The 23,191-nt window shown below is 49.5% G+C and carries 20 protein-coding genes and 1 CRISPR repeat array; of the genes, 3 read left to right on the forward strand and 17 right to left on the reverse strand.

The annotated features are described in order from the left end of the window. Positions 1-15: 15 nt before the first annotated feature. The 8 genes from M2277_RS16120 to M2277_RS16155 form a co-directional block, all read right to left on the reverse strand. A complete protein-coding gene (locus M2277_RS16120) occupies positions 16-687 on the reverse strand; it encodes a ThuA domain-containing protein (protein ID WP_280755161.1) in 672 nt (223 codons plus the stop codon). 58 nt (positions 688-745) lie between these two features. Next, complete coding sequence (locus tag M2277_RS16125) at positions 746-1,438, reverse strand: SDR family NAD(P)-dependent oxidoreductase (RefSeq protein WP_348537786.1); 693 nt, start codon at positions 1,436-1,438, stop codon at positions 746-748. A 96-nt stretch (positions 1,439-1,534) separates the two neighbouring features. Then, positions 1,535-2,011 (reverse strand): VOC family protein, encoded by a 477-nt coding sequence (locus M2277_RS16130; protein WP_280755163.1) that lies wholly within the window; start codon positions 2,009-2,011, stop codon positions 1,535-1,537. Between the two features lie 31 nt (positions 2,012-2,042). Further along, entirely contained in the window at positions 2,043-2,498 is a 456-nt protein-coding gene (locus tag M2277_RS16135) for a VOC family protein (protein ID WP_006208446.1), read from the reverse strand. A gap of 61 nt (positions 2,499-2,559) precedes the next feature. Next, on the reverse strand, positions 2,560-3,444 hold the full coding sequence (locus M2277_RS16140) for a carbohydrate ABC transporter permease (RefSeq protein ID WP_006208445.1): 885 nt from the start codon (positions 3,442-3,444) through the stop codon (positions 2,560-2,562). Positions 3,445-3,462: 18 nt separating this feature from the next. Beyond that, entirely contained in the window at positions 3,463-4,311 is an 849-nt protein-coding gene (locus M2277_RS16145; RefSeq protein ID WP_280755164.1) for a carbohydrate ABC transporter permease, read from the reverse strand. 72 nt (positions 4,312-4,383) lie between these two features. Next, positions 4,384-5,712 carry an ABC transporter substrate-binding protein gene (locus M2277_RS16150; protein ID WP_006208443.1) on the reverse strand — a complete coding sequence of 443 codons (1,329 nt, stop codon included), beginning with the start codon at positions 5,710-5,712 and terminating at the stop codon, positions 4,384-4,386. 203 nt (positions 5,713-5,915) lie between these two features. Then, a complete protein-coding gene (locus tag M2277_RS16155) occupies positions 5,916-6,959 on the reverse strand; it encodes a LacI family DNA-binding transcriptional regulator (RefSeq protein WP_006208442.1) in 1,044 nt (347 codons plus the stop codon). Positions 6,960-7,290: 331 nt separating this feature from the next. Here M2277_RS16155 and M2277_RS16160 point away from each other — a divergent pair, with 331 nt between their 5' ends. Beyond that, on the forward strand, positions 7,291-8,238 hold the full coding sequence (locus tag M2277_RS16160; RefSeq protein WP_280755165.1) for an LCP family protein: 948 nt from the start codon (positions 7,291-7,293) through the stop codon (positions 8,236-8,238). Positions 8,239-8,282: 44 nt separating this feature from the next. Here M2277_RS16160 and M2277_RS16165 read toward each other — a convergent pair whose 3' ends face one another. After that, positions 8,283-9,062 carry a helix-turn-helix transcriptional regulator gene (locus M2277_RS16165; RefSeq protein WP_280755166.1) on the reverse strand — a complete coding sequence of 260 codons (780 nt, stop codon included), beginning with the start codon at positions 9,060-9,062 and terminating at the stop codon, positions 8,283-8,285. A 154-nt stretch (positions 9,063-9,216) separates the two neighbouring features. On the opposite strand from M2277_RS16165, the gene pyk reads away from it, so the two are divergent. Then, positions 9,217-10,632, forward strand: a complete 1,416-nt coding sequence (gene pyk, locus M2277_RS16170) for a pyruvate kinase (protein ID WP_006208439.1) — start codon at positions 9,217-9,219, stop codon at positions 10,630-10,632. 144 nt (positions 10,633-10,776) lie between these two features. After that, the gene (locus M2277_RS16175; RefSeq protein ID WP_280755167.1) at positions 10,777-11,991 is read left to right on the forward strand and encodes an L-dopachrome tautomerase-related protein; all 1,215 of its coding nucleotides are present in this window, start codon (positions 10,777-10,779) and stop codon (positions 11,989-11,991) included. A 64-nt stretch (positions 11,992-12,055) separates the two neighbouring features. On the opposite strand, the gene M2277_RS16180 is transcribed toward M2277_RS16175, so the two are convergent. The 8 genes from M2277_RS16180 to cas5c all read right to left on the reverse strand — a co-directional run bounded on the left by M2277_RS16180 (position 12,056) and on the right by cas5c (position 23,177). Then, on the reverse strand, positions 12,056-13,948 hold the full coding sequence (locus tag M2277_RS16180; protein ID WP_280755168.1) for a cyclic nucleotide-binding domain-containing protein: 1,893 nt from the start codon (positions 13,946-13,948) through the stop codon (positions 12,056-12,058). Positions 13,949-14,021: 73 nt separating this feature from the next. Continuing rightward, positions 14,022-14,618 carry a hypothetical protein gene (locus tag M2277_RS16185; protein WP_280755169.1) on the reverse strand — a complete coding sequence of 199 codons (597 nt, stop codon included), beginning with the start codon at positions 14,616-14,618 and terminating at the stop codon, positions 14,022-14,024. Positions 14,619-15,020: 402 nt separating this feature from the next. Further along, positions 15,021-17,518: direct repeats of the CRISPR family, unit length 32 nt; unit sequence ATTTCAATCCACGCACCCACGAAGGGTGCGAC. Between the two features lie 167 nt (positions 17,519-17,685). Continuing rightward, positions 17,686-17,976, reverse strand: a complete 291-nt coding sequence (gene cas2 / locus M2277_RS16190; protein WP_280755170.1) for a CRISPR-associated endonuclease Cas2 — start codon at positions 17,974-17,976, stop codon at positions 17,686-17,688. Positions 17,977-17,985: 9 nt separating this feature from the next. Continuing rightward, on the reverse strand, positions 17,986-19,017 hold the full coding sequence (gene cas1c / locus M2277_RS16195) for a type I-C CRISPR-associated endonuclease Cas1c (RefSeq protein WP_063478704.1): 1,032 nt from the start codon (positions 19,015-19,017) through the stop codon (positions 17,986-17,988). Beyond that, positions 19,014-19,673: a CRISPR-associated protein Cas4 gene (cas4, locus tag M2277_RS16200; protein ID WP_063478703.1), complete on the reverse strand. Its 660-nt coding sequence runs from the start codon at positions 19,671-19,673 to the stop codon at positions 19,014-19,016. Before cas4 ends, cas1c begins: the two co-directional genes overlap by 4 nt. Further along, positions 19,663-20,523, reverse strand: coding sequence for a type I-C CRISPR-associated protein Cas7/Csd2 (gene cas7c / locus M2277_RS16205; RefSeq protein WP_063478702.1), 861 nt, complete (start codon positions 20,521-20,523; stop codon positions 19,663-19,665). The genes cas4 and cas7c overlap by 11 nt, the downstream gene beginning before the upstream one ends. Positions 20,524-20,535: 12 nt before the next feature. Continuing rightward, positions 20,536-22,461: a type I-C CRISPR-associated protein Cas8c/Csd1 gene (cas8c, locus tag M2277_RS16210; protein ID WP_280755171.1), complete on the reverse strand. Its 1,926-nt coding sequence runs from the start codon at positions 22,459-22,461 to the stop codon at positions 20,536-20,538. After that, entirely contained in the window at positions 22,458-23,177 is a 720-nt protein-coding gene (gene cas5c / locus M2277_RS16215; protein ID WP_280755172.1) for a type I-C CRISPR-associated protein Cas5c, read from the reverse strand. Before cas5c ends, cas8c begins: the two co-directional genes overlap by 4 nt. Between the last annotated feature and the right edge of the window lie 14 nt (positions 23,178-23,191).

Consider the following 23,191-nt stretch of genomic DNA (forward strand, 5'->3'; position numbering starts at 1 on the left):
GGTCATGCAATTCCATTATGGCTGTTCCAGTTCCAATCCCCAAGCAACCCCTTGTCTCATTACACTTGCAAACGCCTCGTTCATCAGTCCTTCCTCCCGGTGGGCAGGCGTGATGCAGACCACTTTCCCGCTTCCGTAAGGATGAGCCCAGCCCGCGACGGACTCCCCGTCCACAGACTCCGAACGAAGGAACACTTCCGTCTCTTCTTCCCGGCAATGTACAAAGTAATGCTCATCCAGAAAGCCGAAGCGATCGCCCGCTCCTCCCAGAGCTGTCCCGGCTACAGGCGTATAGATCACCTCGCGGTGCACATCCGGATGATAGTCAAAGCTGCCGCGCAGCATGTTAACGTACTCTCCATCCTCCGCATATGACGCGAGCCCCGAGTGCCAGGCTATCCATACGCCACCGGCGGCAACATAAGCCTGAATCTGATGCTCCGCCTCGCTGGTCATCCAGCGCTTGTCAGGACTCCCTTGAGGATCAATCCGATCCTCGGCAAAGAGCACCACCGCATCCGGCTGTTCCTTCAGCCTATCGGCTAAGTCGGTCACGGTCCCATAGCGAAGCTGAACCAGGCCTTGTTCCACAAAGGGCTTCACGATTCGGTTCAGGGAATCCGTGGCGAGCTGTCTGTCATGATAAAAATCGCCAACGATGGCCAGTATGTGTTTGGGTTGTGCCATTATAAACTCCTCCTTTCCTTGGTGCAGCACTCATCCGGATCGAAACGCAGGCCCTGATCTAAAAAGGCATCGTCTCGCCCTTATGATTGATCATCCAGCCGTCCTGCTCCGGCACCATGCGGCGTTCCACCAGATCCAGCAGGCCCTTGGCGGTATCCACGGGATCACCCGGTGCCTGATCTCCGCCCATCGGGGTACGAATCCAACCGGGATGCACGGCGTACACCACGAAATTATCGGCAGCAAGCGCCTTGCGGAGCTGGGCCGTGAAGAAGATCAGTCCGCTCTTCGATATCGCATACGGATAATCGCCGCCATAGGCGCCCGTGAAGCAGCCCGCCTCCGACGATACGTTGATAATGGCGGGTGCCGAACTCCTGCGGAGCTGTGGCAGCAGATGTTTTACCATTTTCATGGGCCCATAGAGATTGGTCTGCATGCTCTTCTCGACATCGTCAAAGTTTAAGTTCTCGATGACTTGATCCCGGCCATTCAGAATGCCGGCATTGTTAATGACCGCATCCACTTGATCCCACATCTCATGGATCTCTTCTGCCGCGGACGCAATGACGGCTTCCTGATCCACATCAAGATTCATGATCTGTAATTGCGCCGGGTAGTCGGATCGCAATGCTCGAAGCTCTGGATGACTGCTCTCTGTGTTCCGTACACCCGCCACGATCTGATGCCCGCGGCCAAGCGCCTCCCTCGTCAGTTCGAGGCCCAGCCCCTTATTGGCTCCGGTGATCACGATGTTCAATATGGTTCACCCCTTTGATTGTTGACTTCATTCTATTCCTTCTCTGCGAATGGGATCATTCTTCTCGTTCCCGTTGTGCATACCTCTCTAATCCTGCTTCGGACCGAGCTCCTGCAATCCAAGCGTAACGCCAAGTTTATCTTCGGAGTCAAAATAGCCGTAACGGCCTGCCCCATACTCGCCTTTATGGTTCAGCGGATACCCTTTCCCTTCCAGGAAATCAATATGCTGATTAAAACCGTTCACGGTGAACATTACAAAATGCACGCCCTGCCCGCGGGATTGCTTGTATTCATTCCACGGACTCGGCTCATCATAAGGCTCCAGCAATTCCAGCACCATCGGTCCCATCTTCAGGACACACATCTTCGTCCGGGTCGGGCGAAGCTCCCCCCGCTGCCACGTATACGAATCCTCCGTCGGTTCCGGTGCGGCATACGGATCGGGTATCGATATAGGCGGCATCTCCATGCCGAATAATTCACAATAGTGCCGGGCCGCCGCTTCTATATCATGGACGACGATTCCCATTTTGAGCAAGTGATTATTCTCCATATGATTCATTCGGCTCTCTCCTTCATCATGAAGATAATTCTTATTTGTCGTTCTCCAGCAGCTCGATCAGTACCTTCAGCTCACTAAACGTATCCACGTAGGCGTAACGGCCGCCCGTATATTCCCCCTTCTGGATTAGAGGCATGCCGCTGCCATTCAGAATCTCAAGCTTCTCCTTCATCCCCTCAATGACAAATGCAATGTGGTGGACCCCTTCGCCATGCGTATCCAGAAATTCGCGCCAAGTCGATGGCTGCTCATCCGGCTCAATCAGTTCCACCTGCAGCTGGCCGCAGTCAATGAAAGCCAGCTTCGAACGGGCTTCCGAAGGACCGCCGTTGTATTCGGTCTGTGCGACTTCCCGAGTATCGGTCCAGAACCATGTCGGAGGCTGGATGCCGAAAAATTTAGCATAACTCGCTCCCACCTTCTCGATATCCTTCACGATAATTCCGATCTGTGTAATGACTTTGGTTCCCAGCATACTTTGCTCCATAATTTCCATATCTCCTTCTAAGATCAAGTTTGATGGCTTGGTATATTAACGCGGAGCAGAATTACTCCTCCGCTTTAAACCCGTTGGATAGCTTGAATAAAAATAAAGTGATCAGCAGCGCAATGACGAGCAGGATCCAGGCCATGGCCGAAGCGTAGCCCATCTTGGCATACTGGAAGGCATTTTGATACAGGTACAGGGAATAGAACATCGTGGAGCCGTCCGGACCGCCGTTTGTAATGATGAAGGATTCCGCAAAAGACTGCAGCGTCCCGATCATGCCCGTAATGACATTGAATACAATCGCCGGTTTCAGCATCGGAATTGTAATATGAAACACCTGTCTCCATGAGCTGGCCCCATCGATTGAAGCCGCTTCGTAGAGGGAATCCGAAATGCCCTGAAGCCCTGCCAGATAAATAATGATCATCTGTCCCGAGCCCCAGAGTGCCATCAGCACAAAAGCCGGTTTTGCCCAAAAAGGACTGGAAAACCAACCGGGTCCCTCGATCCCGATGAACCCGAGAATCGTATTAAGCACGCCGTTGTCCGGCTGCAGCACCCAAATCCAGAGAATCGACAGCACAACAAGCGGAACCAGCGTTGGCAGGAAGAACACCACCCGGAAGAAAGCCAAGCCCCGAATGCGCCGGTTATTCAGCAGAATCGCGATGAATACCGACCCGACCGTTGTCACCGAGATGCCAACCACAATCATGAACAGCGTGTTGTACAGCACCTTGTAGAATAAGGAATCCCCCGTAAACAGCTTGACGTAATTGTCCAGACCCACCCACACCGGCTCATTGATGATGTTGTAATCAGTCAACGAGTAATACAATGAACTGAACAATGGATATGCCGTAAATAGCAGGAACCCGATGATCCAGGGTGAAATGAACAGCAGCCCATTCCTCAGATTTTTACGGTCTGTCTTGGAAGACATGATGCCCCCATCTCCCCTCTATCCTTTAATTCCCGAGAAGGTAATCCCCTGGATGAAATATTTTTGAAGCAGGAAAAAGATGACGAGTACCGGCAGGGTCATACTCACGCCGACAGCCATCAGCAGCGTCCAGCGCGGATCGTTGACGGACATAATCTGCTGGATGCCAAGCGACAGCGTATACAGCTTGTTATCGCTCAGGAAGACGAGCGGACCGATAAAGTCTCCCCAGGCTCCTGTGAAGGCGAAGATCGCCACCGTTATAATGACGGGCAGGGATAGCGGCAGAGTTAACTGCCAGTAAATACGAAACTCCGATGCACCGTCCACCTTGGCCGATTGGGACAGCTCTTTGGGGATGCCCATGAAAAACTGCCGCAGCAAAAAGATAAAGTACGCATTGCCAAGGAAGGCCGGAACCACCAGCGGCTTGAACGTTCCGATCCAGCCGAACTTCTGGAACAGGACAAACAGCGGTATCATCGTCACCTGAAACGGCAGCATCATCGTCATGAGCACTACGATAAACAAGGCATCGCGGCCCTTCCATTCAATGCGGGAGAAGCCGTAAGCAACCAGCGTATTAGCTAATACTCCGCCAAGGATCGCCATTGCGCAGATGTAGAGCGTATTCTTGAAGTACAGCCAGAACGGAAACTGCTGAAATGCGGTTACATAGTTGGACCATACCGGCTCGGACGGAATCCAAACCGGCGGGTCCGCGAAGAGCTCCGTATTGCTCTTGAGCGATCCGGATATCAGCCACAGAAACGGGATGATATAAGCAAGTGCGGCCAAAATCAGAATGATATAGATGACATAGGTTTCAATAGACTGTCCCTTGAATTTGGTGCGGATAGAAACCACCTCACACTTCTTCTAACCGGAAGGTCCGGCTGACTAGTGCCTACAACTGATAACACCTTGATCAAGCCGCCCTTACTTCTTCTTGTCTACTTCCTCCTGGAGCTTCTTCTGGGCAGCCTGAAGCAATGGCTGCGGATCATGGTTGTTATAGATCACGCTGTCGCGCAGCAGCATAAGCTCGTTGGACATCTCCTTGGCAACCGCCGTCAGCGCCGGATGGCCGGAATCCGGGGAGCTTGCGACTTCACGCACGATTTTATAGATCTCATCTCCCTCTTTATCCCACTTGATTGCGTCGTTTTGCTCCTTGTATATGGACAGCGAACGCCACTGGTTGATGTTGTCGGCCATAATTTCCGGTTTCACCCCGAACAGAATGAATTTCATGGCGGCTTCGGGATTCTTCGCGCCTTTGGGAATCATGAAGATATTCGTGCCGAAGTTGGACGAGTTCTTCCGCCCTCCATCCGGTGCCGGAATCGCAGCTACCTTATAATTCACATTCGGAGCATACTGCTTCAATGCGTTGCTGAACCAATTGCCGTTGATGGTCATCGCAACCTTGCCCGAGAAGAATGGATGATCCGGAGAGAACGCCCCGCCAAAACCGGAAGAGAACGATTTGATTTTCTCGGGATTATATTTCTGTGCGTACGTGTTCATCCAGTTGTACATCTCTACCAGGTGCGGATCATCGAGCTTCACTTGTTTGGAAGCGGTGTCATAATAATCTGCGCCAAAGATATAACCCCACATGTACGACTCGTCCCCGGCGTCCAGCCAAGGGATGAAGCCCAGTCGATCGATTTTATCGCCATTCAGCTTCGTTAATTGCTCAGCCGCAGCATCCAGCTCCTCAATGGTTTGTGGTGGCTGATCGGGATCGAGACCGGCTTCCTTGAACAGGTCCACATTGTAGTACAGCAAGTTGACGTTGGAATCCTCAGGGAACAGGTACGTTGTGCCCTCCACCTTCATTAGATCCCGGTAAGCATCCAGAATTTCATCCTCTTTAAAATCCGTAGCTGCAAGCAGGTCGTCGATCGGCATCAATGCCCCCTGGGCAGCCAGTGCGTATGCGCTTGCATATTCATTCGTAATGACAACATCCGGCGGGTTGCCCCCGGAAATCGCTGCAAGCAGCTTGCCATTCGAAATGCCGCCATCTGGCGGAACATAAGTAGCATTAAACTCAATATCCGGATACTCCTTCGTAAATTCGTCCATTCGCCATTGATCCCATTTCTCCGAATCGCCGCCCCATGGATACCAATACGTTAATTTCCCTCCATTCGATGAGTTTCCGCCTGCATTCTGCTCTTCTGAGGCACCTGTGCAAGCAGTAAAAACGAGACTGAAGCATAAGACAGTCAACAGCAAGACCCATCCCCTGTTCTTCATTGGCCAATCCCTCTTTTCGTTTAGGATAAGTTTCTCGTCTCCTTATTTCTCTATTGATTTGGATGCAAATTACGCGAATGGCTGCCCTCCTTTTTTGTGAACACGTGTTTATTTTGAATCAAGAAGCAGCTTACCTGAGTAAGCCAACCTCCTGGATCAAACTGAACTTGATGGTTAACCAATCTAATACGCTGTCGTATGCATCACCGCAACGGCTGGCAGGAATCCCGGATCACCAGCTCGGTTGTTCCCACATAACGCTTCGAATCCGTCGAACTGACTTCAATCGTTTCAATCAATTTGCCGGTCAAAGCATCCATCATATCGGAAAAATCCACATGAATGGACGTCAGCGCAGGATGAATCCTCGCACTTAACAAATGATCGTCAAAGCCCATTAATGAAATATCGCCGGGCACGTTGATGTCTGCCTCGTTCAATGCACGCAGCGCTCCGAAGGCAACGCTGTCGTTGCAAGCAAAGATCGCTGTCGGTAAATCCTTTGTCACTTTGAGCCAATGCTGCACGGATTGATAGCCGCTTCGCTCCGAGAAGTTGGATGGAATGATCCAGTCGGACCGGACCTGCAAGCCATGGGCCTCCATTGCCTGCCTGAAGCCCTCCAGCTTCTCCGGTCCCGACCAGCGCAAGGGGTCTCCGGCAATATGCGCAATCTGGCGGTGTCCCAGACTGTAGAGATAATCGACACCCTGCCGCATCCCCTCCAGGTTGTTGAAATTGCTGATCACCCGGTTAGGCTCAGAGCGCCCTTCCAAATGCTGATCGACCACACCGACCACAAAGCCGTCCGCAATCAGCTCCTCAATGAACGGCTCGTGATTCGCTGCACCGATAAAGATGCCTCCGTCGATTCGCTGCTGGTAGAACGTATTCTTCACATTCCGCATGATGTCATCGTCTTTCGTATTGCGGATAATGTAGGTCAGCACGTAATATCCTCTCTTGGATGCGCTCTCAATTACGCGGGTAATGAGTGCGTTGGTGAGCGAATCGTTAAAGACTTCCTCGCGGGAAACCATGAACAAACCGATCGTCGACGTTCTCTTCCCCGACATAATCCGCGCAGAGAAATTGGGTGCGTAATTATACTGCTCGATCACCTGCATGACCTTCTCCCGCGTAGCCTGGGGAACATTCGGGTAGTTATTGATGACTCTGCTTACCGTGCTGCGAGAAACGCCGGCCATTCTGGCGATCTCCGTGCTGTTAATTTCAGACTTTTTCAATCGAGTCCCACCTCATTAACACGTGTTCATAAACGGGCGTGTATATAATATGTACTGTGTCGTCCATAGAAGGTTGTAGACAAGGTTCTATGCAGATTTCTCCGTGACATATCAATCGGATACTATCACTGAATCGTGAACACGTGTTTACATTTACAATGTAATCGCTTCAAAATGTTTTGTCAATATAAATAATCAAATCACGATGGCTCCAAATTGCCGTAATTCCTTACGCCTGCCCGGTCTCTATTAGAAAAAATGATTTTTCCTCAGTAGTTTGCTAGAATGGTCAAATATGCAAACGTATAACAGAAAGGATGTTAAACGAACTATGAAAAGAAAATGGTTGAAATACACCATGCTCCTGTTATCCATTGGAGTCTTGGGGATCGTCTCCTACTACACCTACTCTATCATCCAATTCTCAAACCATATTTCCACGGCTGTGAAGCCAGCCGAAGAAACCGATACGGCTCACAACGAAGTTGTTGAAATTCCTAAATGGGAAGGAAAAGAGCGCATCAATATCCTCCTCATCGGCGGGGATTCCCGCGGTGATGACGCTGGCAGATCGGACACCATGCTGGTTGCCTCCATCGATCCGGTTACGAAGAGAGCCCATCTATTCTCGTTATTGCGCGATACTTATGTAGAAATTCCCGGGCATGGCAAAGGACGGCTGAATTCGGCATTTGCTTATGGAGGGATCGGGCTGACCAGACAAACCATCGGCGATTTGTTAGACTTGCCCATACATAAATATGTATATACGGATTTTGTCGGGTTCATAGCACTTGTCGATTCATTAGGCGGAGTCGATATCGAAGTAGAGAAAGACATGTACTATACCAGCAAAGCCGACAAGCACATGTACGACATTGATTTGAAGCAGGGACTGCAGCATCTGGACGGTAAAATGGCCCTGCAATACGTGCGATTCCGGCATGATGCCAAATCTGATTTTGCTCGGACGGAACGACAGCGCATCCTGATGACGGAAGTTGCCAAAAAAATGCAGACCACGAACTCTCTTATCAAACTTCCGGGCATCCTGGATTCGATTGCGCCCTACATCGAGACTGATTTAAGCCCCAAAGAAATGCTGAAGCTGATGGCTCTCGGCTTTGACGTGAATCTGGACAAAATCGACCAGCAGCAGCTTCCCCCGTTCTCGCTGTTGTCCAACGAAAAGGTCGGACGAGCACAGGTGCTCGGCGTAGACAAGAATAAATTGCAAGCGTATGTGAAGCAGCTATTCGAAAATGATACGTTTCAATAAATAACACGTGCTGGGAGGGCTTAGCCCTCTTTTTTTTCACTTTTCTATATCGTCCGAGGACGCTCCTGCAGCAAATCCGACGGGGCGCTGCCCGTCACTCGTCTGTAAATCCTGTAGAAATAGGAGATATCCTGGTAGCCGAGAAATTCGGCAATCTCCTGGACCGTCAGCTGCGATTCCGTTAACAAATAGGCCGCACGCTTCATCCGCTGAGCATGCACGTATTGGCTGATCGTCTGCCCTGTGACACTCTTGAACAGCACGGCAGCGTAATTGGGTGTTTTGGCAATGGCATCACCGAGCTCCTCTTTTGTTATTTTCTCGCGGTAGTGCCGCTCGATATACGACTTCATCCGCTCCACATGCAGGTGTTTCTCCGGCGTAATTGCGCCTCTGTCGAGCTCGCGGCTGATATAAATCAGCACTTCTGTCAATAATGCTTCTATTAGGATGACATAATAAGAGGGGCGCTCGTGCCACTGCTGATGAATTACCTTCAAACGCTCGTGAATCAACTCATAACAGCCGGGTTTATGTTTCAGTGCTTCTGTCCGTTCAAGCACCGACAATCCCGTCGACAGCGCTTCGGTCCATTGAACCATGATTTGAGTATGCGTTACGGTGGGGATGCTCTTCCCATAATACGGAACACCGGCTGGAATAAGCAGCAACTCTCCCTTCTCCATAATCAGCTTATCTCCATTCACCCAATATACACATTTTCCATATGTCACAAGGCTTAAGCGCCACGTTCCCTGCTCTGGATCAGCTTCTTCATACCAATCGACACCGCTAACTTGCCGTACTTCCACCGGGGTACCCATGATTCACCTCATCTCCATACTATATTCCAATCATTGTACTATAGTTCATATCATGATTCGACAAGACAGGCTACAATGTGATCATTAAGGATGATTTAATTCAATCGAATGCTGCAAAAAAATGCTGGAGGATACAATTAAAGGAGGAGCAACCATGCAAAAAACAAAAATGATCTGTACAATGGGACCTGCGTGCGATTCCGTTGACATCTTGAGGGACATGATCCAGGAGGGAATGACCGTTGCCCGCTTAAATATGGCACATGGAGAGCTGGAGGATCATGCAACCCGTATCCGGAATATTCGCCGGACAGCTGCCGAATTAAATACGTATGTGCCCATCATGATGGACATTAAAGGCCCCGAGGTGCGTATCGGCAAGCTCAAGGAGGCTTCCTGCCTTCTGCAGGCAGGTCAGGAGCTGATCCTGACAACAGAGGAAATTCTGGGGGACGCACAACGCATCTCGGTCAATTATGCCGAACTGCATCTAGTTGTTAAACCCGGTGACCGTATACTGATTGATGACGGGCTTGTAGACCTGAACGTACTTCATGTTGACGGCAAGGATATTCATTGCAAAATCATTAGCGGCGGTACTCTCAAACCGCGCAAAGGCGTCAACCTGCCAGGAATCAAGACGACGCTGCCTGGTGTGACGGAACGGGATATCATGCATATCGGCTTTGGTCTGGAGAATGGCGTCGAGATCATCGCCGCTTCATTCGTGCGCAGTGGCGATAACATCCGTGAAATCCGCAGCATCCTGAAGGAACGCGGTGCAGAGCATGTGTTAATCATCTCCAAAATCGAGAACGGTGAAGGCATGGAGAACCTGGATGACATCATCGAAGCTTCAGACGGAATCATGGTCGCCCGCGGAGACCTCGGCGTGGAAGTGCCAATCGAAGAGGTACCTATGATGCAAAAAGAAATGATTGATAAATGCAACCTCGCCGGTAAGCCGGTTATCGTGGCAACCCACATGCTGGAATCGATGCAGGTTAATCCACGACCAACCCGCTCCGAGGTGAGTGACGTGGCTAACGCGGTGATTCAAGGTGCCGACGTTGTCATGCTGTCCGGAGAATCTGCCGCAGGCAAGTATCCGGTTGAATCCGTGCGCACGATGGCGGCAGTTGCCCGCCGTGCCGAGACGATGATCGACTACAAGGAGCAGTTTGCATTCAAATCCAGACAACAAGTGGCGGATATTACCGAAGTCATCAGTCAAGGGGCTGTCAGCTCTTCACTCGTCCTGAATGCCAAAGCCATCATTACGGCAACAGAGAGCGGATTTACGGCGCGAATGATATCGAAATATCGGCCACAAGCACCGATTATCGCGGTCACACAGCATGAAGAAGTGCTGGCCAAAATTTGCTTGCTCTCCGGCGTCATTCCGGTCAAAGGCGACAAGGTTACAACGACGGACGAAATGTTCGAATCCGCTACCCGCAATGCAATCAAGACAGGCTACATCGAAAAAGGCGACATTATTGTATTGTCGGCCGGTGTGCCGATCGGTCAATCCGGCAACACAAATCTCATTAAGGTTCAGCAAGTGTAATATGTAATCTATAAGGCCTCCAATCGATTTATTCGGTGCCAATCCGTCCCTCTGGGCATATAACTAACTCAGAGGAATCAGCGCAAGGGTGATGTGCGCTGTTTCGTATCGGATAAACCGAACATTGTATCGGAGGTCTTAAACATGTATATACCGCATCAGATGGGGAAGCCGTGGCAGCCGTCTGCAAACCCTCATCCCAAGCAAGCTCACCGTTATTCAAGTCCGTACCAGATGCTCTTCCACTGGAACCGCCTGGACTGGAATTTCCCGAATCCTTCGATGAAGCAGCGATTCGAGGAGCATCAGTATTGGAAGCACTGCATGCCCGCAGGCATCAAAGTGGACCATCAAGGACGCTTCTACGTATCGGTTCCGCGTTGGGCGGAAGGGATTCCCGCTACGCTGAACACCATTGTGATGGTGAACGGCAAGCCGGTGCTCGACGCTTTTCCAAGCTGGGAGTGGAATACGCCGGGGGATGTGCGGATGCTGCAATCCGTCCTTGGCTACGAGATCGATGAACATAACCGGATGTGGATTCTGGATCAGGGAAAGATCGCTTACGACACTTCACCCGAAGGCTCGCAAAAGCTGGTCATCTGGGATCTCGGCACAAACCGCCTGATCGATTCCATTGTCATCCCGGACGATATCGCTCCGCCCCGTACATCGTTCCTGAACGATATCGTAGTGGATAACCGGAATGGTTATGCCTATATTACCGATTCAGGCTCCGGCTTTCCGGACCACCCGGTGTATGGCGGGATCATCGTCTATCATATGAGAACCAGGAAGTTCCGGCGGGTGTTGGACAGTCATTACAGCACGCAGGACGTGCCCCGTTTCCGGTTTGAGATCGACACCGAGCCGGTCTACCGGAACAAGCCGGTCCGAATCGGTGCGGACGGCATCGCTTTATCTGCTGACAGAAGCACGCTGTTCTACTGCGCGGTTACAGGACGCAATCTGTACGCTATCGATACAGGACTGCTGCGGAATTTCAATATTCCCGATTCGATCATCCGGAATTCCGTTCAGACCCTGGGCAGCAAAGGAACGACGACCGACGGGATGCATGCGGACAATAAAGGCAATGTATTCTACACCATGCTGGAAGGCAAGGGCATCGGTTATTATTCACCCTACACCCGCTCCTTCAACAAGCTGCTGTCCGACGACAGAATGCTGTGGGTAGACGGGGTGGCTATTGATCAGTTCGGCTCCATCATCTTCAACAATAACCGCCTGCACCGCATGTTCGAGGAGCCGCAAAATATCGACTGGGACGATCCCTACAATCTGATCATCTGGAGAGCCTATATCGGGCCCGATGTGAAGTCGTACTTGTATGGTTAATGGTCCATGAAAAAAAGGGATAGGCAGACCGGGCTCTCAAGCCTTTTGCCTATCCCTTTATGTATTAGAGCTGCAAAGCCTGGCCGCAGCGGCCGCAGTAACGCGTCCCCGCAGGTGACACGGTGCCGCAAGCCGCGCAGGTCAACGGCTGCGCGGAGCCGGATGCCTTGACGCCCGCCCTGGCAGCGTTCGGGCCGACCGCATGCCGGATTCGGTCCTCCACCTGCTGGGCAGGGTTGACAGCACGGTGCATCTCCCGCTCCTCCTTCGTGCCTTGGCGAATGAGCATGATGAGCAGCCAGATCCCGACACCTCCGACCAGTACCATGCCGGCCATCTTCCATAATCCGGCGGCATAAGGATAATCCCATGCCGCGTGCAGCAGGATGCTGAGCAGCAGCAAGGATATCATCATCAGGATTGGCTTCAACGCACGATTCGTGCGGGCAGATCGCTTCGATGCCCCCCTCAGCCCGTACCACAAACCGGCAGCGGCAATGGCCGTCCAGGTTCCATGTCCGAATGGGGACAGCAGGGCTCTGACCCACAGAACAGCCAGCATCCCCGAAGTTGCATGCTGCTGCAAGTACATGTATCCGTACAGAATGCTCTCTATCGCGGCAAAGCCCATGCCTGCTGCTGCCCCGAATACCACAGCATCCATCAGAAACCGCTGCCTGCGGCCGCGGAGAAACAGGAAACACACCAGCAGCTTCGCAATTTCCTCAATGACGCCGATCATAAGAGCTGCTTGAATATGCTCCGACGTCGTGGTCTCCAGTCCACTGCCAACCGACCATAAGCGTTCCAGCATCCAGGCAATCGGCACGGCAATGATACCCGAGGCCACGAATACCGAGGCCAGCCTGATCGGCTTGAAGCCGAGCAATTGGGAGCTTCTCATATAAGCGACAAAGGACACCGGTCCCACCAATCCGCCGGAGATCATCGCAGCATATATCCACAGAGGCTGCTTCAGCCAGATGGCAAGCACAGTCAATACAACGAAGATACCGCCAAGCGCCAGCAGTACATCCATCCAGCGTTCCTTTTTCGGCGGAGTCAGGTTCATGGCCTCCACCGCAGCCGCTGCTTCCTTCGGAGCATTCGGAGCGACGGTATCCGCTGCCGTGTGGTGCAATTTAGCCAACACCTCATCCGACAGCAGATCGGGCCTGCGAATCCGCAGCACTTCATGGAACTGCCGCCGGACCGGCTCATACTGCTGCAGAACAAAATGAAATTCATCCCGGCCCATCACCATCAGCTCGCCGTTCTCCAGGGCCGTCACCGTTCCCGTATGCGCATCGCCGCTCAGCAGATCCATCTCGCCAAAATAATCCCCGGGCTTATAAATCGCTTTCTTCCGCCGACCGCTGCGCACTTCGAAGCGGCCTTCGGCGATCATGTAGAAACGGTCCGCCAGGGCGCCTTCCGCTACAATGACGTCGCCCTTGTAGACTTTCCGTCTGACCGTAACTTCCGCAAGCCCGCGCAGCTCCGCGTTCGGGATCGCGGCCCAGATCGTCGCTTTGCTCAGCATCGCATGCATCGTGCGAATCCGGGCGGAGAAGGACAAGCTTTCATGGAACATCGGACTAGCCGCGGCCAGACGGCTGAACGCGTTCTGCTCCAGCTTTAGCGCCGTCACTTCACCGATGGCCTGGGCACCCGAGGTCCTTTTTTCTTCAAGGAACAGAGAAACCTCCCCGATCAATGCCCCCTCGCCCAAGACATCCAGCGTCACTGTATGGCCGATCAAATTCCGGGACACGATCTGAACCTGTCCGCTCATGATAAAATAACAGGAATTGCCGTAGCTCCCCTCAACAATCAAGTCATCGCCGTCATGAAAATGCTCTTCATGCATCGATTGGACGGCACCTTCCAGCTCATGCAGCGGCACACCGCGAAACAGCGTATGATTACGCAAAAAATCAATTGCCAGCATCGTCATTTACATTCTCTCCATAGACGAAAAGAATCCGCCAGACGGCAGATTCCTCTCTATTCATTATGTAACGACTCTATTATCGCATATTTCCGATGATGCTGCTGCGCGAATCTTCCATTTTTTTAATGAAATTCGACATCACGTCAAAGGCTTCGTTGCGCTTGTTTGTCATCGACTGCAATTGGAGCATGTCCATCTGCTGGGAGTTCGAAAGATTGTCGATGGACCCCTTAAGCTTCTCGGTTGCTTGTATAAGCTCTTCTGCCGTGTATTCCTTCTTGGATGCGTCCGCGATTCCTTCCGCTGCAAGCTTGGCGGCGAGATCATCCGGAATCAAATACTGGCCATTTACCGATTCACCGGCCAAGGCACCGTTAATCTCCGCCATCGTATCGTTCTTCTTGGCGATTTCCTCGTTGCGCTTCTGCACGTTTTGAATCTGGTTGTTAAGCTGTGTATCCAGCAATTGAGTCCGCTGCTGCTGTACAGCCATCAATGCGGTCTCAATATCCATACTGGTGATATCGATCTGACCAATCGAGTTATTTGTTGCGCTTCCGCCTACTGCCTGCTTCACCGACTGGTAAGCCTGATCATTCATCATAATGCCTGTGCCTGCAACCACACCGACTAACAAAGAAGCGGCTGTGGTTACTATCATTTTACGGTTCATCGATCTTCAACCCCAATTCTCTGATTCTTTATACCTAATACAAAATCATAGCAGATGAAATATTCATGAACAATACATGATCTCCCATATTTCGGCAATGTATATTCAATTTCAAATAATTTATTTCGCGGCTGTGCACGGCCTATGGCTCATTATAGCGGGTTAACCCTTTCTTGAAATCCCCCTCCGGGGGGATGGACAAGTGGATGCATCCCGTACGTTGCGAAGAGCAACCCTGCCTGAGGCAGAGCAACCCGTTTGGATGGAAATCGACCTATCGCCTGATCACCACGGCTCATGATGATATACGTGGGAGACAACAGGATCCCAGCCAAGTAAAACAACCCTTGTACGAGAATCGTCATTCTCACAGGTTCACCTCTGCCATCAAATTTAGTTTCAACTTCAATTCACGCACCCATGTAGGGTGCGACTTTGAGCCAATGTTCCAAGATCAAGACCTTTACTATTTCAATCCACGCACCCACGAAGGGTGCGACACGGTCTTTTTATCGCCTACTCAACCAATCAACGTATTTCAATCCACGCACCCACGAAGGGTGCGACCACAACATTGCTATTTACGATACTGTCCTACGTATTTCAATCCACGCACCCACGAAGGGTGCGACTTTATATGCTTTTGCCTCTCCTAACGCTTGATGAGCATTTCAATCCACGCACCCACGAAGGGTGCGACGCGCATTACCTTGGAGGATTATGAGGCGGACCTTGATATTTCAATCCACGCACCCACGAAGGGTGCGACTGATGATCGATACGGACGCTGTTGCATTGCTGACATTTCAATCCACGCACCCACGAAGGGTGCGACCAGCAGCAATTGAAAGAACAACCGGAGTTAACATATTTCAATCCACGCACCCACGAAGGGTGCGACTTGTCTACGGAATTACTTTTAGCCCAGCCTGGTATTTCAATCCACGCACCCACGAAGGGTGCGACAAGGACTAAGCACAAGGAACGTGCAGATAAGGCAATTTCAATCCACGCACCCACGAAGGGTGCGACTAGACTTGATGGATGATGACGATATCCTAGAAGCATTTCAATCCACGCACCCACGAAGGGTGCGACCGGCTATGCCGCAAAATCAAAGGAGGAAATACGATATTTCAATCCACGCACCCACGAAGGGTGCGACTTTCACGAGAGGTCAAGGCTTGCAATTCACGTGTGATTTCAATCCACGCACCCACGAAGGGTGCGACCTTGCTGCCACGCAGCCACCAGCACACCTTCAATATTTCAATCCACGCACCCACGAAGGGTGCGACTGTTATGTTAAATCCCGGAAGTTTCAGTGTCAACAAAATTTCAATCCACGCACCCACGAAGGGTGCGACGTCCGTTTGCATCAGGTCCGTAGCAACATCCGTATATTTCAATCCACGCACCCACGAAGGGTGCGACAGGGGCTTTGGCGATCAACACCCGATTTCCCTCGTATTTCAATCCACGCACCCACGAAGGGTGCGACGTCTGGGGGCCGTAACATTATTCTGTTATTGCAATTTCAATCCACGCACCCACGAAGGGTGCGACGAATTAGACGGTCGTTGGGTTGTTATCAACTTTCTGATTTCAATCCACGCACCCACGAAGGGTGCGACTTGCGATTTTCGTCCTATTCAAAATTATTGATAAGGTATTTCAATCCACGCACCCACGAAGGGTGCGACCAAATATTCGCATGTATGGTCTTCATTAAATAATAATTTCAATCCACGCACCCACGAAGGGTGCGACCGGAAGCTATTCCAGGCGGGGGATATGTGCTATAAGCGATTTCAATCCACGCACCCACGAAGGGTGCGACTGAAGTTACATCGAATCCTTTTTTGCGCAGTGCGATTTCAATCCACGCACCCACGAAGGGTGCGACAGGAAGTTGCAGACGCCATCGGAATTGACCCCAAATTTCAATCCACGCACCCACGAAGGGTGCGACAACCAGGAAACAGAGCTTTGGCCGGGAGCGAAGATTTCAATCCACGCACCCACGAAGGGTGCGACCATTACTGGCAGTATTAGAGGAGGGAGAAACAACGTATTTCAATCCACGCACCCACGAAGGGTGCGACGCGAACGTCAAGAATATCTATCGTCACTTGGATACATTATTTCAATCCACGCACCCACGAAGGGTGCGACCGCTACTTAATCCGGAGGGCAGATAACAATGAGCATTTCAATCCACGCACCCACGAAGGGTGCGACTGATTATACTGCAATTGTATACCAAAAGCCTGGAATTTCAATCCACGCACCCACGAAGGGTGCGACGAAGGAATCAGCATGCGTGAACTGTGCCGGAGTATTTCAATCCACGCACCCACGAAGGGTGCGACAATTCATCTTCGAATTAAAGCAAGTGATAATCAAGATTTCAATCCACGCACCCACGAAGGGTGCGACCGCTGCAAGGATTTGAATGGAAAACCGGCTTCCAATTTCAATCCACGCACCCACGAAGGGTGCGACAGATGAAAGTCGTATGGCTCGCCACTCTCTACGATTTCAATCCACGCACCCACGAAGGGTGCGACGACCCAAAGGACCGGGAAGCCCTGGGACACGAAATTTCAATCCACGCACCCACGAAGGGTGCGACGACGGAATCCGGGTCGTCGGAGCCGACACCGGAGATTTCAATCCACGCACCCACGAAGGGTGCGACCGGTCAGGTTACGCCGTTAAACCTGATCGGTAAATTTCAATCCACGCACCCACGAAGGGTGCGACCAAAAAAGGCCGGTCATGCGTCCCGTGCAAGCAATTATTTCAATCCACGCACCCACGAAGGGTGCGACAGGGTATTGAGAAAGAACTTATACAGTAGGTCGTATTTCAATCCACGCACCCACGAAGGGTGCGACTCCGATTTTTAAACAAAAAAAGTCAAATAATCGGCATTTCGTTAAAAAAGCATTCTGTTATTGTGAAAATGTCCCGAAAACACATACTTAATTTGTTAATTTAATAAATTAATGTAATTTTTGAGGTGCGAATCCCCCAGTGAAATCATGTTCGCTTCCGATTCGCACTACAAAATTAAAAGGCCTTCCATATCCAAAGAATCCTTTATGCCTACATGTTCTACCTTATTCTTATAGTTGTTTCCAAGTTGATAGAATCTAAGGCTATCTTGTTCTTTGTCTATCGCATCTATCAGTTTCATTTTCAACACAGCAAACTGAGTAGCATCAACAATGCATTCAAAAACAGAGTGTTGAACGCGTTGTCCATAGTCTTGGCAAATTTTCGATACTTTTCTTAGCCTTCGCTGGCCCTCGCTACTCATTGTGCTCACATCATAAGTTATCAAAACAAGCATTGACTGCACCTACTTCCAGAAGAATGGAGGATACTCGTCCAAGTCATTGCGCAAATGACGTGCTAACAACAAGGCTTGTGCATGGGGAACCAGTCCCCAAGAGATTTTCTCTCCAAGATAAGGGTGTGTAATCTTCTCTTGCTTTTTGTTTTGCCATGCGGTCAGAAATTTCTTTCTTCCCTCATCCGTCATGATCACGGCTCCATTTTCTTTCCTCAGAAAATCCTCTTTGTTGATGACCTTCTTGTTTATTAATGATAGAACAAATTTATCTGCATAAACGCCACGCAGTTCTTCCATCAAATCCAGGGCCAGAGAGGCCCTGCCTGGGCGGTCCCGATGCAAAAAACCAACGTACGCATCTAGCCCAACGCCCTCTAACGCTGATGCCGTATCATTAGCCAAGAACGTATACGCAAGAGACAGCATAGCATTAACGTTATCTAGAGGAGGTCTACGAGAACGGGTTCGGAAGTAGAAATCCTCTTTTTGTTGTAAAATCATGTGGTCGAATAATTGGTTATAGACTAATGCCGCTTGCCCTTCCAACCCCCGAATTCGCTCCAGATCCTCGCACTCACGAATACTGATCATAATGGAAGATAAATTCTGTGATCCTGTTTTAAATTTCTCCACATCAATACGGAGAGGATAATCCCTTGTCATTCGCTCAAGAATCCACTTATGGTTATATATTTTCCCTACAATAAAATTGCGTGCAATCCTTGCTGAGAGAGCCTCATTTTCCGACACAAGGCACTGCTTCTTACGTAGAATTACATTGCCCTTGCTCGCACCAATGACTCTTGCCAAGAATCTGCCATTCATCGTCATAAAAACAATGGATATATTCCTCTCAGCGCAGTACCCCATTAGTGCTGGGCTTGCTCCCGTGTAACCGAAGGCAACCACCGATTCCAAATTGTGCAACGGAAGTCTGCCGAGCTTCTCCTGATCCTTCAATAGAACAATATTATCTCCATCAAGAGATAGGTACACATCCGGCTGTGTGATAAACAACGTGTTTAAGAGTTTTTTCATTCTCTGATTTTCCCCTCGAGATAGCTCCTGACCGTTCGTTTGTTCATAATCTCCGGTATACATATGGCATGAAGGGAACAGCTACGGCAAAAAGAACCAGTCTTCACTTTTGGTGTATGCTTCCGTCGATGGTAGTCATGCATTTCAGCAACAATGGATTTCACTTTGTCTTTGATTTCCGTTGTTAGAGGCACCTCGACTCGATGCTTGATTTCATTGTAAAAAAGAAAACCAGTAGTCATTCGACACAATAGCATTTCTTCCAGGCAAAGGGCTTGTGCAGCTAATTGCAAAACATCGGCATCGCTAACTTTAGGCTTCCCGCGCTTATACTCAACGGGATAAGCCAAATAATGGCCTTCTGCACCATGGATCGAGACACCATCATCGTCTCTAATGAACTCAACAACATCACAGATCCCTGTAATTTGGAGTTCCTCCGATTTTACAGGCATCCCACGAACGGTAAGCTTGTCTCCGCGTTTCTCACGGATAAAGGGCTGATCTGCCTTACGATGAAGGTATTGGCCCTCTACTGTTTTCACGTTTTCTTCCCATTGCTGCTCGATATGAATGAGTGCCCACTGTCGTTTACAGAATTCAAAATGCTGAATGCCCGAGAGCATCAAATAATCTTCGTCTTGATTACTGTCCATCCAGAACTTCAGCCTTTAGCCCATCTAGTGCATACACTTCAACCGCATAATCTTCAAATGATCTCGGTTCGTCCGTCTTGGATGTTATATTCAAGGAACGATGTACCTTTGCGGATGAATATTGACCTAATTTGGAGCTGTGCTCCCACCAATACACCTTATGCACTTCCATACTGCCATCCGGTCTGGCCGAAGATAAATCATTCTCAAAAAGGGTAACCAATGCCTGTTTGATTTTATCCGCATCCTCATTGGTGAATCCGGTTTTCTCTGCCAGCTGCGTATTCACACTTCCATAGAACACATACAAGCCAAAATCCACCCGATGCTTCATCCCCATCGTATCCGATCCACGATCCTTGCCTGACTCGGAATTGACACTCTTCGTAATCTGCATGCTGCTTATATCAATGGGATCTACACTTCTTGCCGTATGAATGGATACCGGCCCTCTTACGCCGACAGAAACACCTCCGGAGCCTGAGCCTTTGAACGCAAACACCTGCCCGAAACTGCGGACATCAATCCATTCCTGACATGCCACTCTAGCAAAATCATCACTGGATACGGACTTTGACTTCAAAATCTGACTCAGCTCAGCATTGCCGTCTGCACGCTCACGCAAGCTATTAAATTCATCGTTCTTACGATCGTTGGATTGTACAAAAATGGTCTCCCCCATATCCTGCAGACGGTTTCTGATTTTGCGCTTAATCGCAACATCGGAAATCTCGCCATAACCGTCATAATTCTGTCTTGGACGGTTTCCATTAAGCGGGTCTCCGTTCGGGTTAGCATTATGTACAGATAAAATAACGGCAAAATCAATTTTATGATCCAAATTGCTCATTCCAATCACTCCTTAATCGTTAGATGTTTCTGATGCAGTAGCATCGTCAGTTTTATTTTTCTTCTGGTAGAGCTCATGACGCTGACTATAAAAGCCGAGCAGATATTGGCCGCTCAAAGATTTATTGTTAAACTCTTCGGGTTTGAACGCATACCCGATTTCATCAATGATCTTACTCCAATAGGTCGCGTCCCTTCCCAATCGGGCTTGATAAGGCTGTAAAGCTGCTTGAATGACTTGCCATGTGCGCTCAGGATGCTTAGCAAAGGCATTCATGTATCGTATGGCATTTGTCGCCCGCTTCTCATCGCCTAAAGCTCGTCGTTCCAGTACATCCGCAACCGCAAGCATTCGTCCGAACAAATAACTGCGGTCATCGTTATTCACATCTAGTGCCAATCCAAGTCCCTCCTGTCGATCTGTAAAATCTTTATTAATCAATGCGCAAGCAATACTCAGCGTTTTCTCCCATTCCCAAGTTTCCATGGATACCGGGTTAGAAGCACGAATATATACACTTTTGATGATGTCCTGAGGAACTTTGGTGCCATCCACAATACATGGAAGCATACGCTCCATCAATCCTTTGACCAGCTTGTCCCCGGCTCTTGGCCCATAAGCGGCAAAAGCGATATCCTTTGTTGACGGCGCTCCATAGAAAGAAACGAATTCGCCCTGTTCATTTTTTCGGTACCGATGGAGCCACGCGCACGAGGTGTGCCATTTCACTAGCCTATTTAAATAAATTTCCATGTTTAAATTACGATAATACAATACAGCCATACGCCCCGTAGTTGCCGAGTCAAGAATCATAATATTGACCTCTCCACTGAATGGATCCGATTTCGAAACCAATTTGTTCCGGTAACCGTCCAAGGCTTTAGCTACTTCGCTCGCAAGTGCTGTATTCGTACTCGATTTAATGATGGCCTCTGATATGGCCTCAGGATCAAGGGCAAAGGTGTCTTCTGAAGGATCAGGAAGAACTAAAGCATCGTTCCCCCATACCAGAAATACCCGCTGATCCATAGTTTTACCTTGCCGATTAATGAGCCATTTCAATGCATTATGTGCTTTTTGCGACACGTCATAACTGATACTTGCAGCATCCCTACTGTGGATAAATCGTCCTCGAAAAGTAAAACCTGTCGTATCATTCGCCGAGATCAGTTTGGCTTTATCAGCAGCATTTCGAATTTTATTCGCATGTTTGTCCGTACTCGGCAACCTCTTACCGGACACATAACAAAGATCTTCGCTACCCAACTGCTCTTGGTAATATTGGATAAATGAAAGATACATTTCAGAATCGTTCCAAACCTTTGTGAGAATTCGATCAGGCGAATACACATTAAAGCGGATAAATGCGCTTGTCTGTTCGCCAGCCACAACACTAAAAATCGCAGGCTTCTCAGGATACAAAGCTTCATATTTCTTATCCCATTTTTCAATAAGCTGATTGGCCCCGTCCACACAAAGAATACTGCACCTCACCAAATCATGAATTAATTGCTTCTTGCTTAAATATTGATAGATACTCTTCACCTTGGAGTGTGTATAGGGTGAATCAGCCCAGTTCTGAAGTTCTTGTATGTAAGTTGCAAAAGGCTCCTCTCCCTTAATCTTACCGCCGTAAGCGACGTAATCTCCGGATACATAACTCAGCTTGTCATGCAGCGGATAAGGAGCAATCACCGCCCCGGCACGGCTTGCTGATTTTTCAGTGCATGGGATCAGTGTACTCATATCACTTTTATCAACAATAACCTCGGCAGAATGAAACTCTCCACTTTCGGTTACAGTGACTTCTATATGAGCATTCTGAGTTGTGTGTGATACAGGCAGTAGTGTAAATTCACGATTATATCGCTGCTCCGTTTCTCCGACACAATCCAGATTCGATTCATACGTTTCATATAATTTCATGAGCCAGCTCATGGATTCCCCTCCTCTCCCCAACTGGCTAACAATTGATCTGCAGATTCCACATTGGTATGATCAAAATGCTTCGGCTTCATATCCGAGATAGTGCGGACCTGAGTACACGCCTCTGGCCTAGGGAAAGTAATAACCCCATCCTTCATAACAGCGTTCCAGAGTCTTACCTCTAATTGCTCTCTACCGGTTTCATCCGGATAATTAATCCCATGCACCATATGACCCAGATGAATATCCCCATAGCCACCGTAAAAACTTTCGCCTTCGCCAAAAACACACGGCTCCACGTATCCTTGACACTCACGTGCACCTAAAAAGATATCTCTGCGACCACCAACCTGAAGCGAACGTTTTAATATGTTATGGTGTTTATGTTCGTTACGATCAAATTCCAGATCCGGTCGGTTCATGTTAAAAACAAAGTGAGCACGCACTTGATATTCTACGTCCTTTAAGTACGTGTAATTAGCAAGCGTGTTGCCTCCGCTATAATCGATTGGTCGAATGCCTTTCGACTCCATACGGATCGCTTTCATGACACGAATCTTATCAATGACCATAATTAGTGTGGGTTTCCAATAAATTGACTCTACAATGCCTTTAATAGCCTGATACGTCGGCACCTGATAGGAAAGTTTCTCCCCGCCCAGCTTTGTCAGAGGATCAGTAAATAATGCGTAATCACCATAAACCTTAAACTCTACGGAGTTTCTCATAGATTCACCTCCTT

The sequence above is a fragment of the Paenibacillus sp. LBL genome (assembly GCF_029893715.1).
Taxonomy (GTDB): domain Bacteria; phylum Bacillota; class Bacilli; order Paenibacillales; family Paenibacillaceae; genus Paenibacillus_AQ; species Paenibacillus_AQ glucanolyticus.